The sequence below is a fragment of the Massilia rhizosphaerae genome, from assembly GCF_016093545.1.
In the GTDB taxonomy this organism is placed as follows: domain Bacteria; phylum Pseudomonadota; class Gammaproteobacteria; order Burkholderiales; family Burkholderiaceae_D; genus Telluria; species Telluria rhizosphaerae.
In genome coordinates, this window is record NZ_JADKYX010000005.1 from 230807 (window position 1) to 247787 (window position 16981).

General features: G+C 65.3%; 9 protein-coding genes. 4 read left to right on the forward strand and 5 right to left on the reverse strand.

What is annotated here, in order from left to right; genetic code table 11:
* Positions 1–309: 309 nt before the first annotated feature.
* From ISF28_RS10700 to ISF28_RS10715, 4 genes are all read left to right on the forward strand, one after another.
* Positions 310–1386, forward strand: coding sequence for a type VI immunity family protein (locus ISF28_RS10700; RefSeq protein ID WP_198117158.1), 1077 nt, complete (start codon positions 310–312; stop codon positions 1384–1386).
* A 5-nt stretch (positions 1387–1391) separates the two neighbouring features.
* Complete coding sequence (locus ISF28_RS10705; protein WP_198117159.1) at positions 1392–2117, forward strand: hypothetical protein; 726 nt, start codon at positions 1392–1394, stop codon at positions 2115–2117.
* 250 nt (positions 2118–2367) lie between these two features.
* The gene (locus ISF28_RS10710) at positions 2368–4710 is read left to right on the forward strand and encodes a glycoside hydrolase family 31 protein (RefSeq protein ID WP_198117160.1); all 2343 of its coding nucleotides are present in this window, start codon (positions 2368–2370) and stop codon (positions 4708–4710) included.
* 584 nt (positions 4711–5294) lie between these two features.
* Complete coding sequence (locus ISF28_RS10715) at positions 5295–8417, forward strand: TonB-dependent receptor (RefSeq protein ID WP_198117161.1); 3123 nt, start codon at positions 5295–5297, stop codon at positions 8415–8417.
* 78 nt (positions 8418–8495) lie between these two features.
* On the opposite strand, the gene ISF28_RS10720 is transcribed toward ISF28_RS10715, so the two are convergent.
* The 5 genes from ISF28_RS10720 to ISF28_RS10740 all read right to left on the reverse strand — a co-directional run bounded on the left by ISF28_RS10720 (position 8496) and on the right by ISF28_RS10740 (position 16840).
* On the reverse strand, positions 8496–10571 hold the full coding sequence (locus ISF28_RS10720; protein WP_198117162.1) for a glycoside hydrolase family 43 protein: 2076 nt from the start codon (positions 10569–10571) through the stop codon (positions 8496–8498).
* A gap of 281 nt (positions 10572–10852) precedes the next feature.
* Positions 10853–12646 carry a sensor histidine kinase gene (locus tag ISF28_RS10725; protein ID WP_198117163.1) on the reverse strand — a complete coding sequence of 598 codons (1794 nt, stop codon included), beginning with the start codon at positions 12644–12646 and terminating at the stop codon, positions 10853–10855.
* 416 nt (positions 12647–13062) lie between these two features.
* Entirely contained in the window at positions 13063–14430 is a 1368-nt protein-coding gene (locus ISF28_RS10730; protein ID WP_198117164.1) for an MFS transporter, read from the reverse strand.
* Positions 14417–15457 (reverse strand): glucokinase, encoded by a 1041-nt coding sequence (locus tag ISF28_RS10735; protein ID WP_229518994.1) that lies wholly within the window; start codon positions 15455–15457, stop codon positions 14417–14419. Before ISF28_RS10735 ends, ISF28_RS10730 begins: the two co-directional genes overlap by 14 nt.
* A 45-nt stretch (positions 15458–15502) precedes the next feature.
* Positions 15503–16840, reverse strand: a complete 1338-nt coding sequence (locus tag ISF28_RS10740) for a GH1 family beta-glucosidase (protein ID WP_198117166.1) — start codon at positions 16838–16840, stop codon at positions 15503–15505.
* Positions 16841–16981 lie beyond the last annotated feature (141 nt).

Sequence of the window (16981 nt, forward strand, 5' to 3'; positions counted from 1 at the left end):
GCGGCGCCGCGTGCGCCGCGCGTAACGACGGGCCGCCCTGCGGGGCGGCCCGTCTTGTTTTTGGTTTTGGATTGGCTTTGACGTGACTCAATTTCCTGTGCGAAAGTTGTTCTTCGTGTCATGAATTGAACGATGATGTGACATTTGGCGAGCCTTTCAGGATATTGCCCTGATAACATTCTGTGCTGCGTCGCTCACATTCATCTCGGGATAAGCATCATGAGCCAGCCTTTGGTCGTTATTGGCGACAAGACCAGTCTTACCAAGCGTCCGCCACCCGTTCCGGCGCCGGCATTTTAAGGAATGACCATGACTGATCTGCCTTTCGATCCAGTTGAATTGATGCGGAAGCATCCCCAGAAAATGCGTGTTCCGGGCGGCCTGCTGACCAAGCAAGGCGCGCAGAATAATGTCGGCAGCGTTCCGGCTGTCAGCGGCACGCTGTTCTTCAACGATGCTCACTTGCCTGAGGTGCGCGAAGCCATTTGTGCCTGCTTCGACGAATATGAGGCGGTTGCCAAAAGATATTTGACGTGGCTCTGGCGTTCCGAACCTCCGGAAGGGCCCGACAAAATCGCCTACGCCAAGGTCAAGCCGATGCGCGACATGATGAAGCGGATGGATGAGGATGACCTGGTCAGCTTCGCGTACGTCAGCGGCGAGCAGCCGCACGATGCCGGAGAATGGGAGTTCCAGGTGTTTGGCCGGCGCGGTTGGGAAGCGAAAATGATCGTGCGCGGGACTTCGTCCTTGCGCTTCAGCATGCCCCTGCTGCACCTTGAAGACCATCCCGTCGACTTCCAGGCTATGTTCGTAAGCTTCGCCCGTCGTCTCGATGCCATTCATGGATATGCGGGACACGGTTTGATATTATCGGTGGTACGAGAAGGCGACAATCAGCCTTTCGAGGCCTATCTCTCCGAAAAACTGAGCGGGCTGGACGTCGGTGACCAAGTCAGTGCCTCTCGAACCGCCCACGAAGGCATCAAGACCGTATCGTGGCTGACCGCCGTCAACTACGAGATGGTCGAGATGGTGGGCGGCTTGTCGACGATCCGTTCGGAACTGCCGATGGACTGGTTCGCGCTGTACGACTACGGTGCGGGCATTGTCATTCAGGCCGGACCTTCACCCGAGGCCGCGCCGAGCGACCGGCCCAGGCCCGCTCGTTTCGTACTGCCGAATAGGCTTTTCCAACCAGTGCGGGCGCCGAAAGTCGGCCTACACTTCGCATCCAAAGATGGCGAGCCTCGGCTGACAGGCTGGCGTGCCGAGCAGTGGCTCGAACGCTTCGACATCGACGACGACGATCTCATGGTCTATAAAGCCCAGCTTCTCGACGAACCGAAGCTGACGCCCGCCACGACGCTGCCGGATCGGCTGTGACGACCATGGACACCCCCATTTTTCCGTTGCGCGACAGGCGGCTGGAGCGCGCCGAGGAACTCTTCCTCGCGCGCCAGAAGCCGACGATCGCCGCCACGCTGGCCACGCGCGGGCCCATTGAACTGACGCCGTCGCACGTGGCCGTCATCAGGGCACTGCAAGTCTCATGGGTGCTCATCGAATCCGGTGCGCCCGGCCTGAGTCCCGAGTTTCCGTTCGGCTGGCGCCGTGGGACCCGGCGCCATGCCGCGACGGTGCTGGGGATCCGGGACGAGGCCCTGCTCGCGCGGACGCTGACCGAGGTCGGGGCGATCGTCCCGCGCCTTTGTGCCGGCGGCGCCTCGCTGGCGCCCGGCCGCTATTCGCTGCCCGCGGACATGCTCGACGCGTTCGCGGATCCGGACTGGGGCGTCGCCGACGACGGCACGTTCGCATTCGACGAACGCCATGCCGTCCTCCTCGAACACTTCAACTGGCGCACCGAGCCGCTCGACGGGCCGTATTGGCCTTTGCCTTTCGTCGACGGCAAACGGCCGTATGGCGATTGCGCGTACTTCCAGATCGACATGGCCGGGCACCTCGGCCTGCCCGGTGTCGTCGCCGCAGACGGCAAGCGGCAATACGACGATGCGCATGACGCCGACCTGGATGTCCTGCACGGACACATGCTCGCCGCGCTGCAAGTCTTCCTCGTCCACGCGACGCTGCCGCCACGATGTGAGCGGTGGTAGCGTGTAGCAAGCAATATTTTCCTTGCTTTGGAGATTTTAGCGATTGCACATGTGACCGCTAACAGCGACAATACCGTTTCAACTATAACGCGCACGCCGCCGCCATCGGCAGGTAACGTGCCGATGAGACGATCCCACCCCGTCCGCCACGCGCGGCAGCGGGCCATACGGCCCGTCATGACAGTCTCCCCGGCCCGGTGCCGCCGCGCGCAACGCGTCGCCCGATTCACCCCCTGCGATAGAGGACTGGATGAGACTTACCCTGCACCGCACGCTGATTGCGCTAACATCGGCGCTCGCCATCGTACCCGCGGCCTTTGCCGCTCCGCTGACCACCCTGGACCGCAACGGCGCCTGGGTGACGGTGGAAGCGTACGGCCCGAACGTCGTCCACGTGACGATCGCCGTCGACAAGGCCGAAGTCCTCAAGGGCCCGGGCTACGGCATCCTGGCGAAGAACGCCGACAACGCCGCGTTCCGCCACACGGCGGGCAACGACGGCGACACGTTCACGTCCAGCGGCATGACGCTGCACGTGAACGCGGCGCCGCCGCCCCACACGCCGAGCCAGCCGGAAAAATACTTCGCGCCGTCGCTGGCGCCCGTCGGCCTGCAGGTCAAGAACGCACAGGGCGAGCAGATCCTCAACATGACGGGCTGGGAGATGTCGCCGCATACCGTCTCCGGCGAGAAGACGTACCAGATCGGCGCTTCGTTCGCGGTCGGCCGCGACGAGCATTACTACGGCATGGGCCAGAACCAGGAATCGCGGGGCCCCCTGGACCTGCGCGGCCGCACGCTCGATTGCAAGCACTGGTACGACGCCCCGGCGGGCGAGACCGTGTGCGTGCCGTTCATGGTGTCGTCGAAGGGCTATGGCATCGTCTGGGACAACCCGTCGGCGACGCGCTTCGTGGCCGCCATCAACGGCCGCACGAGCTTCCAGTCCGACGTGGGCGAGCGCGTGTCGTTCTTCGTCATCACGGGCAAGACGTCGGACGAGATCTATTCCGGCTATGCGCGCGTGACGGGCAAGACCCCGATCCCGCCGAAGGCCGCGTTCGGCCTGATCCAGTCGAAGGCGCGCTACGCCAGCCAGGACGAAGTGCTGCACGTCGCGAACACCTACCGCCAGAAAAAATACCCGCTGGACGTGATGGTCGTCGACTGGTTTTACTGGACCCGCATGGGCCAGATGGACATCAACCCGGCCGAGTTCCCGGATCCGGACGGCATGAACAAGAAGCTGCACGACATGGGGATGCAGTCGATCGTGTCGATCTGGCCGCGCTTCGAAACGGCCGGCCGCTACTTCAATGAGCTGGACCGGAAGGGCTATCTGCTCAAGGACAAGGACGGCAAGACCGTCGACGGCCTGCCGTTCCGTTCCGACCGCACCGGCGGCCTGATCGACGCGACGAATCCGAAGGCGCGCCAGTGGTTCTGGGAGAAATCGCGCGACAACGTCCTGTCGCACGGCTTCGACTATCCGTGGCTGGACGAGACCGAACCGGACCTCGTTCCGGACGGCTTCCAGTATTCGATCGGTTCGGGCGACCGCTACCACAACCTGTTCCCGCTGCTGCACGTGGAAGGCTTCGCCGACAATATGCGGGCGTGGAAGCCGAACAAGCGCGTGCTGATCCTGTCCCGCGCCGCCTATCTCGGCTCGCAGCGCACGGGCGCGCTGTTCTGGTCGTCGGACGTGTTCCCGACGTGGGAAGCGCTCCAGCGCCAGATCCCGACGGGCCTGAACATGACGGCGTCCGGCATCGCCCTGTGGGGTAACGACATCGGCGGCTGGCAGAGCCTGCCGTCGACGACGAACGCGGTCAAGCCGCCGCTGCTCGATCCGTCCGACGCCCGCGACGTCGTCGGCGGCTACAGCGACTATCCGGAACTGCTGACGCGCTGGTTCGAGTACGGCACCTTCCTGCCGACCTTGCGCCTGCACGGCGACCGCAAGCGCACCGAAATCTGGGCGTTCGGCAAGCAGGCGGAAGGCGTCATGGCCCGCTACGACACGCTGCGTTACCAGCTGATCCCGTACATCTACAGCCAGGCCAAGTTCACGCACGACACGGGTGCGCCGTTCATGCGCGCCCTGTGGATGGACTTCCCGCACGATCCGAACGTCGCCGACATCGGCACCGAATACATGTTCGGCCCGGCGTTCCTCGTCGCGCCGGTGACGGAGCAGGGCCAGACGGAAAAGAACGTGTACCTGCCGGCGGGCAGCGACTGGTACAACTTCTGGACCGACGAGAAGGTGGCCGGCGGCCAGTGGGTCAAGGTGGCGGCGCCGATCGACCACATCCCGGTGTTCGTGAAGGCCGGTTCGATCGTCCCGTTCGGCACGGAGATCCAGTCGACGGCGACGAAGCAGGGCATCGCCCAGGTGAAGGTCTATCCGGGCCGCGACGCCACGTTCGACCTGTACGACGACGACGGCGTGTCGTACGACTACGAAAAAGGCAAGGGCACCACGACGCGCCTGCACTGGAACGACGGTGCCGGCAAGTTGTCGGCCAGCGGTGGCGACGCCAACCTGGCCAAGAATCTGCCGACGCTCGTGAAAGTCGTGGGCAAGTAACACTGTTCCGCTCCTCCTGAACGCCGTTCCCGCCATGTCGGGAACGGCGTTTTTTATTGCTCGCCGGTCGTGCCGCTCAACGCGCCGAATCGGTCACGCATCCGCACTTCCCCCTCACATCGTCTCGTCATGCACGGCGAATAATGTCAGACATCCTATGTGTTGTTATCGTATAACACCCCTAACAGCAATTTTGTGGTAGCGGATAGCAAATCCACCAGAGCGCCGAGAGTGAAGGGAAGTCACCGATATAAGTTCCGATATCGCTCACGATAAAAAAATTATTGGTTCGGTGATATTTGCTGAAGTATGTTACCTAGATGTCAGACGTCATACTTGACAAACCGCTCCGGCGCCACGATTTCGCCCGATTCGGGTGAGACGTTGTTGCCGGAGCGGTCGTGATCGCGCCGCGCCGAGAAATGTTATCGCATAACATTTGGTGTTAGAGCGGACGGGGCGATCGTCCAGCAACCCGCACCGGGAGAACCGTTCAGCCGAAAAACCGACCGAATCACCGCATCGACCTCCACACGCAAGACCAAAAAGGCCCCGAGGCCATCCGACAAGACGAGAGGAGACAAATGAAGCAACCCTGGAATGGCGCCGCACGGCGCCGCGCACCTTATTGCCGCGAAATGTACGCATTGACGATCCTGTCCGGCCTCGTGTCGAACGCCTGGGCGCAGGACACCGCCGCGGCGGCCGGCAACCAGCCGACGGTCGCGCCGACCGTCACCGTCACCGGTTTCCGCAGCTCGCTGGCGTTGTCCGCCAACGAGAAACGCGAGAACAACGGCCTGACCGATACCGTGTTTTCCGAAGACATCGGCAAGTTCCCCGATCCGAACATCGCCGACGCCCTGTCGCGCGTGCCGGGCGTGACCGTGACCCGCGCCTCGATCGACGGCGAAGGCATGAACATCTCGATCCGCGGCATGGGCCCGGCGTTCACGCGCGTGCTGCTGAACGGCGCGCCGATGGCGTCGGCGTCGGCCGGCAGCTGGGGCGGCAACATCAGCGCCAACCGCGAAGTGGACATGGACTTCCTGCCGTCCGAACTGTTCCGCAGCGCCACCGTGTACAAGAGCCAGCAGGCGGACATCATCGAAGGCGGCGTGGCCGGCACGGTCAATATGCGCAGCGTGCGCCCGTTCGACAAGTCGGGCTTCCGCTCGGCCTTCACGGCCAGCGGCAATTACCGCGACAAGGACGGCAAGTGGGGCAACACGGGTTCTGGTCTCGTCAGCAACACGTGGAATACGCGGTTCGGCAAGGTCGGCGCGCTGGCCGGTTTCGCATGGGGTAACACGAAATACCACACGGACGTGTTCCAGACCGTCGACATGCGCACATTCCGCCTGAACGCGAACCAGCGCAACGCGTCCGACCCGGCCGCGCTGCCGGGCGATTATTTCAACAGCCCGGCCACGGTGCCGAGCGGGGTCCCGATGTCCGCCTTGCCTGCGTATGCGCAGTCGGTGCTGACGCCGGGCGCGCCGATCGACCGCGCGATGCTGCTGGCGCTGAATCCCGGCGCCACCATCCAGCAGATCGACAACGGCCTGATGGGACGCCTGCCGCGCTACCTCGTCTACTCGGGCGAGCGCCGCCGCCGCGGCGAGGTACTGAGCTTCCAGTGGCAGCCGAACGACCAGTGGGACGTCTACCTCGACACGCTGTTCGCCCAGAAGGGCAACAAGATGACGCAGGAAGACATGAACGTCGGCATGCGCGCGAACACGCCGATCCCCATCGGCATGGAATTCGACCGCAGCGATTGCTCCGCCTATTGCACGATCACGAACGCGACGCTCGCCAACACGTTCTGGTCGCTCGAGTTCCGCCCGATGAAGGAGAACACGCACTTCCGCAGCATCAACCCGGGCTTCGAATACCGCCCCACCGAGAAGCTGACGATCGACGGCCACGTCAACTACACCGACAGCGAGTTCTATCGCGACATGCCGACGGTGCTGGTGGCGACGACGTCGCCGTCCTCGGTCGTCAAGTACAGCAACACCAATCCGGGCCAGATTCCGGTCATGACGAGCAATATCGACGTCAACGACCCGAGCGCCTTCGGCTGGTATCAGGCGGGGCAGGGCCTGTCCGGCCTGCGCACGGACCTGTACCAGCGCCGCAATACGACGAAGGGCTCGCGCCTGAACCTGAACTGGGGCGACGACGCGTTCGCCATCAAGGTGGGCGGCGCGTTCGACGACATCGAGCGCCGCTACACGGACTACAACAATGCCGACGCGTGGATGAATCTCACGTGCGGCAACAACGTCAATTATCCGTTCATGGCGCCGAACACGGCGCTCCAGGGCACATGCGACGGCCGCTTCCAGCCGGGGCCCGTCGCGTCGACCGTGTATCCCGGCTACGGCACCGGCGCGACGGCCGGCGCGACGAACCAGCTGGTCTACCTCGGCTCCGCCGTGACGAACGCCGACCTGGCCAAGTACGTGCACGCGAGCGACCACGGCTTCATCACGGTCGACTGGGACAAGTTTGCGAAGGACACCAACTACCAGTACTTCCGCGACCACATCGCGGACGTGCCCACGACCGGCGGCGGCTATTTGCGCGAAAAGGTCAAGGCATTCTACGTCGAGACGAACGGCAAGGTGCCCGTGTTCGGCCGCACGTTCCGCTACAACGCGGGCGTGCGCTACGCCCAGACGGAACAGACGATCGGCGCGCCGCAGAGCGTGGCCGATCCGCGCAACGCGGCGCAGAGCCTCGCCAACGGCGGCCGCTACCTGAACCAGCAGGCCTGGGCGTACGAGTCGACCAAGTACCACAACATCCTGCCGTCGTTCACCGTGTCGTACAACGTCCTGCACGACCTGATCGCGCGCGTGTCCGGTTCCAAATCGCTGACCCGCGCCAATCCGGCCGATCTGCACCAGACGCAGTTGTTCATCGGCGACCAGGGCGTGAACCAGGGCCAGGTGTCGAACCCGAACCTCAAGCCGTTCAAGGCGAACAACCTGGACCTGAGCCTGGAGTGGTACTTCAGCCGCGAGGGTTACGTGGCGCTGTCCGGCTTCGCCAAGGACATCGTCAGCCGTCCCGGCACACGCTACATCGACTACACGCTGGCGCAGCTGGACCAGATCTACGGCACGGTGGGCTTGACGGCCGCGCAGCAGGCGGCGGTGGACGCGGCCGGGGGGCGCGACCAGAAGCACGTGATCATCAGCGAACCGTACAACATCGACACGAAGCTGAAGGTACGCGGCCTGGAATTCACGTGGCAGCAGCCGCTCGACATGTTGCCCGTCAAGGGTTTCGGCTTCACCGGCAACTACACCTACACGAAGCAGACGGATGAAGTGGTGGGGGCGCCGCCCGTCGCCGGCGTGCCGCCGCGGACCAACAACCTGACGGTCTACTACGAACGCAACGGCGTGAACCTGCGGGTGTCGCGCCAGTACACGGCGAGCCTGATCAGCAACACCGGCACCGGCCTCGGTGCGGGTGTCTATGCGTATTCGACGTCGCGCTCGCAGGTGGACATGTCGGCCGGCCTGAACCTGCAGAAGGTGTTCGGGTTCCGCCACAACACGGACCTGACGCTCAGCGTCTGGAACGTGAACAATGCGAAGAGCCAGAACTACACGCAGTTCACCAACGCGATCTTCGACGAGAACGCGCCGGGCCGCAGCTACACCATGTCGCTGCGCACGTCGTTCTGATCCTGTGTCTCCCGGGCCGGCTGGCATTGGCCCGGTTTTGACGGAGCGGCCCCGGTGGCCGCTCCTTTTTTTCCGGCGTCAGTCGTTCGCGGCCGGCGTCCACGTGAAACGCACGCCGTCGCTGCCGTCCGGCAGCGGCCCCGGGCTGTCGGCGCGGATCGCATGCGTGGCCGGATCGACGCGCAGGAACCGGTTCGTCGCGAGCGACATCAGCACGAGTTCTCCCGTCGGCGTCTCGATCCACTGGAAACTTGCGGCCTTGCCCGGCCGGCCCTTGCGCAGGCCCACGCCGCCCTGCGCATCCACGCTCACGAACGCCGCGCCGGCCTGTAGCGCGACGCGTCCGAGACCCATGTCGCGGACTATGAACGGCGCCGGCTTGCCCGCACCGGGCGCGAACGCGGCGCCCGTCTTCCATTCCGCCAGCCGGATGCGCTGGCCGTACGGTATCGCGCGCATCAGGCCGTGCGGGTTCGGCTGGTAGACGTCGATGCTGTCGAAGTCCGCGTGGCCCCCCGGCTTGCCGAGCTGGTTGTAGTCGAAGAGGGCATAGCGCACGCCCTGAAACGTCGTCAGCTGGAACACCATCGTGAACGGTTCGCCGATGGGCGTGAAGGTTTGGCCGTCCGTCGACCAGGAAAAGCGCGCCTGCTCCGTGAGGAAGTCGCAGTCCGCACGCAGCATCACGCGTGTGGCGCCGGCCGGCAACGGCACGCGCACGGTACTCGCGCGCGCCTGGTCGTACAGCGCGAGCTGCAGGCCGGCGCCGGTTTTTTCGACGCCCAGCGTGGCGTAGGGCAGGTTCAGCAGGGCGAGGCCGGCGACGTCGCCGTCCGCGAGGCCCGCCGCGTCCAGCGTCACCGTGGGCGACGAGCGCGGGCCGATGGCGCGCTGCGTCAGGCTGTTGCGGGCCTGCCAGAACGACGTGGCCGGCAGTGCGTGCAGGCGCAGGAAGCCGGGGCGTTCCGTCAGCGACCACTGGCCGTCGACGGGCACGTGATTCCACTGCCAGACCGGTTGCAGCCGGCTGGCGGAAAAATCGTCGCTGCGCGCGTACGGCACGGCGATCGGGGAGGGCGCGGCCGTCTTCGGCTTGACCCACGTGCGCGGATTGCGTCCCAGGTTGCCGGGCAGGCCGAAATACGGCCAGCCGTCCTTCCAGGTGATGGGCGCGAGGCTCAAGAGGCGGCCCACCGAATTGAAGTCCTGCATCGAGAAGCCCCACCATTCGCCGCCCGGCGTGCGCACGATGCCGCCCTGGTGCAGCGAGTCGGCGTTGCGCGCGGACGGATCGGGCGGCACGATGGCCTCAAGCGTCTTGTTGTCCTTCAGGCGGTACCCCTTGGCCATGCCGTAGTCTTCATCCTTGCTGATGGCCCGGTTCACTTCGTACGGGCCGTCCACTCTGTCCGCCCGCGCGGCCGGCATCCGGAAACCGCCCGCGTAATTGGCGGAGAGGATGTAGTACTTGCCCTTGATCTTGTAGAAGTGCGCGCCTTCGCCCATGCCGGCGTCCCGCGTGAATAAAACCTTCTCGGTGCCCGGCACGATGTCGGTCAGGTCGTCCGTCAACTGGGCGATGCGCATGCGCTGGTGGTCCCATACGACCCATGCCTTGCCGTCGTCGTCGAACAGGACGGACAGGTCGTGCAGGCTGCGCTTCATTTCGCGCCGCGTCCACGGGCCGCGCGGATCGGCGGCCGTGAAGATCTGCGTGGCGCGGCCGTTCACGTTGCTGAAGATGTAGAAGGTGCCGTTCCGGTAGCGCAGGCTTGGCGCCCAGATACCCTGGCCGTAGATGTTCTTGCCGTCTTCCAGATGATAGGCCGGGCCGAAGTCCAGCTTGTCGACGGCGTAGCTCAGGAATTCCCAGTTCACGAGGTCGCGCGAACGCAGGACGGGCAGGCCGGGCATCGCGTGCATCGTCGTGCCGGTCAAATAGAACCAGTCGCCCACGCGGATGAGGTCGGGGTCGGAGAATTCGTCGTAGAACAGCGGATTCGTGAAGGTGCCGTTGCCGTTGTCGGGCGTCCAGGTCTTGGTCGACAGGCCCGTGGCGGGGCGCGGTTCCAGTTGTGCACCCGCGTGCATGCAGGCGACGGCGGTGCAGACGGCAACGAAGGCGAGGGCGAGGCGAGGCGGGCGTGTGGTCATGTGTAGTCCGGTGGCGTGCAGGTCATCCGGCAATGTAGGGCATGCGTGGTAGCGCTGTCAAAATAGCGGTGTTCCGCCGGCCGTGGCGACAGGCGTTGCGCGTCGAGCGGATAAGTGCTTGTAATTGCTGGCATTTCGCGCGGCGCATGGCGCCGGGAATCGAAAAGGATGCAACTAACCGACATACGCGATACCGAACCCGATATCGGTCGCCAGGAAAAAATCATCGGACGGCGCCGGGATTGCCGGCCGTCGTCCCGGCCGGGCACCTCCGGCGAAGCTCACGCGACCGGCGGCGCATGCACGGGCGCGGCGGCCGGCGCCGTCTGCCGGCGCGGCCGCTGCAGGCACAGGCGGAACACGGTGCCGGTGGGTGCCGGCTCCACGTGGATGCTGCCGCCGAGCCGCTCGACGCCCTTCTTCGCGATCGCGAGGCCGATGCCCGTGCCCTGGTACTGCTCCTCGCCGTGCAGGCGCGCGAACACGTCGAACACACGCTCGCGCTGGTCCTCGGGAATGCCGATGCCGTTGTCGGAGACGTGGACGACGACCATGTCTCCGTCCACGCGCGCGTCGATGCGAATTTGGGGCGCCACGCCCGGCGCCACGAATTTGAGCGCATTGCCGATCAGGTTGTCGAAGACCTGCACGAGGACGGCTTCGTGGCCGAGCACGGCGGGCAGGGGGGAAACGCATTCGATCCGCGCCCGGCTGGTGCCGATCTGCGTCTCCATGTCGCCCAGCGCCAGCTGGACGACGTGGTCGAGGTCGACGTTCTGCAGGCGCAGTTCGGCGCGCGACAGCTGACTGTAGGCCAGCAGGTCCGTCACGAGCCGGTCCATGTGCTGGCTCACGGACACGATGCGGCGCAGGAACCGGGTGCCCGTGTCGCTCAGCGCCTCGCCTTCGTCTTCCAGCAGCGCCGCCGCATAGCCCTGGACGTTGCGCAGCGGCGCCCGCAGGTCGTGCGCGATCGTGTGCGCGAAGGCGCGCAATTCCATATTGGCCTCGGCCAGCTGTTCGGTGCGGTCCTGGATGCGTCGCTCGAGCAGCAGGTTGGCGTCGCGCAGATCGCGCTGCGCGCGCTTCAGATCGGTCACGTCCAGTATGCTCATCACGGCGCCCCGCACCTCGTCGTCGACGACGAGCGGCTGGCAGTTGAGCAGCCAGTTGCGCATCCGCTCCGGCTCGGACGGGGTGCTGCCGGCGATCTGGATGCCGGCCACGGCCTGCCGTTCGCGCAGGGCCGAACGCAGCGCGGCCGCCAGCGCGCCGTCGTCCGCGTCCGACCGCGCGATCCGGAACACGGTCGTCAACAACTGGCCCCGGGCCTGCGCCTCCTCACAACCCAGTATCTGTTCGGCCACGCGGTTCATGAAGCGGATGCGCCCGGTGGCGTCGACGGCGATCACGGCTTCGCCGATGCTGCGCAGCGTCGTGTCGAGATTGGCCCGTTGCGCCGCGAGAAAGGCGGCGTCGCGGCGCGCCATCGCGCGCACGAAGAACAGCAGCGCGATGGCCAGCACGGAGACGGCGCCCGCAGCCGCGATGGTCTGGGCGCGATCGGTGGCGACGGCCGCGTCGCGCAGCACGAGCAGGCGTTCTTCCTCGCCCTGCAGCGCGGTGAGCCGGGCCGTGATCGTCTGGCGCAGGTCCCGCTCGGCGTCCCGGTCGGGGTACGGCGCGGCGCGCACGAGGCCCGTGCGCAGGTTGCGCGTATAGTCGTCCAGCAGGCGGCGCAGGTCGGTCAGCGTCCGCTGCTGGACGGGATTGTCCGCGGTCAGTTCGGTCAATAGCCGGACTTCCTCGGGCAGCGCGGTGAGCCGGATCTGGAAATCCGAATCGTCGCGGCGGTTGTAGTCCAGCCGCAACGATTTTTGCAGCGCATCGGCCTCGTTGACGAGGCTTTGCATCTCCTGCACGTGCTGCAGCACTTCCCGCGTGTGGTTGACCCAGCGCCAGGACGCGGCCGTGCGTTGGATGCCGGCTGCCAGCGTGGAAATGCCGGCAAGCAGCACGGCGATGCTGATGGCTGCGGCGATATTGACGTACCGATTTGTTCGTTGAATGATCATGTGCCGGTCCGAGCCCGCGTCGTCGAGTCATGCGTGCGGGCAATCGTGACGTCGCCGGACTTCCTTTTGTAACCATTCTACGCGTATGTGACGGCTTGCCAATATACGATCTCATCCCGTGCGGCGGTCCGGCAACGGCTGACCGCCCGCAAATTCGGGGTCAGAGCACATTTTTCGCCAGATTCGGGGTCAGAGCACTTTTCGGGGAACGATCTTCGAGGCAAACGAATCCGGAAAAACGATGCGTGCCGCTCGTCCATATGGCGGTTCAGCGCTTTTCGTCGGGATTCGTTGCGTTCAGAAACATTGATCCGAAATTTGCTCTGACCCCGAATTTGAAGAAATAAATGCTCTGACCCCGAATTTCAAAAAAAAAAGGCCGGGCAGTGCCCGGCCGGAAGCTGACGGCCTGGTTCTCAGGCCGCGCGGTGACTCACATCCGCGTCGTTGGCGGCCGGCGCGCCCTTGGCGCTGCCGCTGCCGGCGCCCATGCCGTCGTCGTGGTGGAACGGCGCGAACCACGTGGCGAGGAACGATGGGATCGTGGCGATCATGACGGCGACGAAGTAGCTGACGTAGCCCAGGTATTCCTGCAGCACGCCGCTGATCGTGCCCGTGACCATCATGCACAGCCCCATCAGGCCCGTACCGAAGGCGTAGTGCGTCGTCGTGTACTTGCCCGGCGCGAGCTGCTGCATCAGGTAGATCATGTAGCCTACCGACCCGAAGCCGAAGAAGAACTTCTCGATGATGACGCCGGCCGCGATGGTCCACGCGTCCGACGGCAGCGCGATGCTCATCGCGAGGAACGTCAGGTTGGGGATGTTGACGGCGCAGCACAGGATGAACAGCGTGCGCTTTAGGCCGCGCTTGGCGACGAACATGCCGCCCAGCAGGGAGCCGACGAGCACCGCAGTCAGGCCCCACGTGCCGTAGATGATCCCCAACTGCTCGTTGGAGAGGCCGAGTCCTCCCTTCGCGGCCGAGTCGACCATGAAGAATGGACCGATCTTGTCCAGCATGCCGATGCTGAAGCGGAACAGGAACGCGAAGGCGATCATCTTCCACACGTCGCGTTTCTGGAAGAAGGTGACGAACGAATCCCACAGGATGCCGGTGGCGCCGCGCACGCTGGTCGGCGTGTTTTCCGCGCGCGCGCCCTCGGGCATCACGCGCGCATGCCAGGCGGCCATCACGATGACGATCGCGGCGACGATGAAGAAGATCACGCGCCACGCGTCCATCCAGTCCGGCCCGAACACCTTCGGGTCATGGTGGAACACTTCCGTGTGCAGGCGTCCGCTCAGGTAGACGAGAAAGCCGGACGCCACGATCGGTCCCACGTTCCACGACAGGCTCTGCACGCCGCAGTACAGCGCCTGCGTGCGCGTGTCGAGCGACGTGACGTACACGCCGTCGCTGGCGATGTCCTGCGTCGCGCCGATGAACGACATCAGGAAGAACAGCGGCAGCATCAGCACCATCCAGTTAGGCAGGCTCATGGCCAGCCCGGCGCCAGCGAAGCCCAACGCGATCAGCACCTGCATCAGCAGCACGAAGAATTTCTTTGTGCGGTACATCTCGACGAACGGCGCGAACAGCGGTTTGGCCGTGTAGGCGATGCCCAGTAGACTGGAATACGCGGCGGCGCGCGCGTTGTCCATGCCGATGTTCTTGAACATGATCGAGCTGACGCTCGTCAGCATGATGTAGCCCATCGCCATCGTGAAGTACCCGGTGGGTACCCACAACAGGGGGTGGCGGATGCGGTCAGGCGTGCGCATGGTTCGCCGCCGTGACGGAATCGATCGGGGCGTGCTGGGCCGCGGCGCGGGCGTCGGCCAGTTGCTGGTCCAGCATCGCGGCGGCGCCGGCGAGGGCGGGGTAGGGCGCGTGGATCACGTACACCGGGATCTGCTTGCAGAACTCGGAGAAGCGGCCCTTGTTCTCGAAGCGGGCGCGGAACGACGACTTGGCGAAGAACTCGCCCAGGCGCGGCACGACGCCGCCACCGATGTAGATGCCGCCGCGCGCGCACAGCGTGACGGCCACGTTCGCGGCCATCGTGCCGAGCGCGCCGCAGAAGATGTCCAGCACTTCCGCGCACACCTTGTCGCCCGCCAGGCCGCGCTCGACCACCTGGGCCGGTTCGAGCGGCTCGCCTGCGACGTCGTCGATGGCGCACAGCGCCTCGTGGATCGTCGCCAGGCCCGGACCCGAGATCAGGCGCTCGGCCGACACGTGGTCCCATTTCGTCCAGCAGTAGGCGAGGACCGCCTGTTCGCGCGCGTTCGACGGCGAAAAGGCCACGTGGCCGCCTTCGCTGGGCAGCACGGTCCAGCGGCCGCCCTCGGGGATGACGCCGCCGACGCCGAGGCCCGTGCCCGCGCCCACGAGGCCGATCACGGCGTTCGGCCGTCCCAGGCTGCCGCCGACCTGCTCGAGGTCGGCGTCCGGCAGGCCGGGTACGGACATCGACAGCGCGGCGAAATCGTTCACGACGAGCAGCGTGTCGAGACCGAGGTCGCGGCGGGCGCAATCGATCGAGAACTGCCAGTGGTGGTTGGTCATCTTGACTAAATCGCCCTCGACCGGATTCGCGATCGCGATCACGGCGTGGCGCACTTCGCGCGCGGCGCCGGGGTGGCGGGCCAGGTAGGCGCGCACGGCGTCGGTGAACGTCGGGTAGGCGGCGCAGGCAAGCGTCGCGATTTCTTCGATGCGGCCGGGGCCGCGCTGCAGGGCGAAGCGGGCGTTGGTCCCGCCGATGTCGGCCAGCAGGCGGGCGCCGCCGAAAAGCGTATCATCCATGTTGTCCCTCATGTTTCCTCGGTCTCCTCGGGTCTGTCGCCCGCGTCAGGCTGCGCGCAGCGCGTTGCGCTGGCCGGCGATGAAATCGCGGTACCAGAGCGCGCTCGCCTTGGGGGTCCGCTGCTGCGTGGCATAGTCGACGTAGACGATGCCGAACCGCTTTTCATAGCCGGAATTCCATTCAAAATTGTCCATGAGGCTCCACAGGAAGTAACCGCGCACGTCGACGCCGGCGTCCATCGCGGCCTTCAGGGCCTCGAGGTGGGTGCGTACGTACTCCAGGCGCTGCGCGTCGTCGACCTGCCCGCCTTCGACCTTGTCGACCGAGGCCATGCCGTTTTCCGTAATGTACACCGGCGGCAGGTCGGGGTATTCCTTTTTCAGCAGCACGAGCAGGTCCGTGAGGCCCTGCGGGTAGATTTCCCAGCCCATGTCCGTGAAGCCCATGCCGCCTTCGGGTTTGCGCGGCGGGACTTCCGCGCTCAGCACTTCGCGGCGGTAGTAGTTCACGCCGAGGAAGTCGAGCGGTTGGGCGATGATGTCGAAGTCGCCCGCGTGCACGTCCGGCGCGTTGGCGCCGTGCGCCTCCAGCGACAGCGCGGGATAGCGGCGCTTGAAGATCGGGTCCATGAACCACTCGATGGAATTGGCCCATTCGAGTGCGGCCAGGCGGCGGTCGGCGTCGGTGTCGGTCGCCGGCTCCGCGGTCCACTGGTTCAGCACGATGCCGAGCATGCAGGACGGCTGCACGGCGCGCATCGCCTGCATGGCCAGGCCGTGCGACAGCAGCAGGTGGTGCGAGACCTGGATCGCCTGTTTCTTGTCCGCGACGCCGGGCGCGAACTGCGCGTTGCCGTAGCCGAGGTTCGCCGTGCACCACGGTTCGTTGTGGGTGGCGATGCTGGCCACGCGGTTGCCGAAGCGGCGCGCCACTTCGGCGGCGTAGTCGGCGAAGCGATGCGCCGTATCGCGCGACATCCAGCCGCCGTCATCCTGCAGGCCTTGCGGCAGGTCCCAGTGGTACAGCGTGATGTGCGCGGCGATGCCTTGTTCGTCCAGCGCGTCCAGCAGGCGCGTGTAGAAATCGAAACCCGGTTCGTTCCAGGCGCCCTTGCCGGTGGGCTGCACGCGGCTCCACGCGATCGAGAAGCGGTAGGCGTCCACGCCCAGCGACGCCATCAGGGCGACGTCCTCGCGGTAGCGGTGGTAGTGGTCGCACGCGACGTCGCCGTTGCTGCCGTCGACGATGTTGGCGGGATTGTGCGAGAACGTATCCCAGATCGAAAGGCCCTTGCCGTCGGCGTCAAAGGCGCCTTCGATCTGGAAGGCGCTGGTGGCGACGCCCCACGTGAAGTTGGAGGGAAAACGGATGGAGTCGGTCATGATGCTTGGATCGTGGTCGTTGTAATTTAAAACTTTTTTGAAATCGATTTCATCGTACATGCGCCATTGCCCGGGTGTCAAATAGATTTTTTCCCTGCAAGCAGCAGGGCCATATCAAAGCGGCATGTCCTGGTGTATATT

Coding starts and splice junctions, on each gene's coding strand:
- ISF28_RS10700 (WP_198117158.1), top strand. CDS start 310: ATGACTGATCTGCCTTTCGATCCAGTTGAATTGATGCGGAAGCATCCC.
- ISF28_RS10705 (WP_198117159.1), top strand. CDS start 1,392: ATGGACACCCCCATTTTTCCGTTGCGCGACAGGCGGCTGGAGCGCGCC.
- ISF28_RS10710 (WP_198117160.1), top strand. CDS start 2,368: ATGAGACTTACCCTGCACCGCACGCTGATTGCGCTAACATCGGCGCTC.
- ISF28_RS10715 (WP_198117161.1), top strand. CDS start 5,295: ATGAAGCAACCCTGGAATGGCGCCGCACGGCGCCGCGCACCTTATTGC.
- ISF28_RS10720 (WP_198117162.1), bottom strand. CDS start 10,571: ATGACCACACGCCCGCCTCGCCTCGCCCTCGCCTTCGTTGCCGTCTGC.
- ISF28_RS10725 (WP_198117163.1), bottom strand. CDS start 12,646: ATGATCATTCAACGAACAAATCGGTACGTCAATATCGCCGCAGCCATC.
- ISF28_RS10730 (WP_198117164.1), bottom strand. CDS start 14,430: ATGCGCACGCCTGACCGCATCCGCCACCCCCTGTTGTGGGTACCCACC.
- ISF28_RS10735 (WP_229518994.1), bottom strand. CDS start 15,457: ATGGATGATACGCTTTTCGGCGGCGCCCGCCTGCTGGCCGACATCGGC.
- ISF28_RS10740 (WP_198117166.1), bottom strand. CDS start 16,840: ATGACCGACTCCATCCGTTTTCCCTCCAACTTCACGTGGGGCGTCGCC.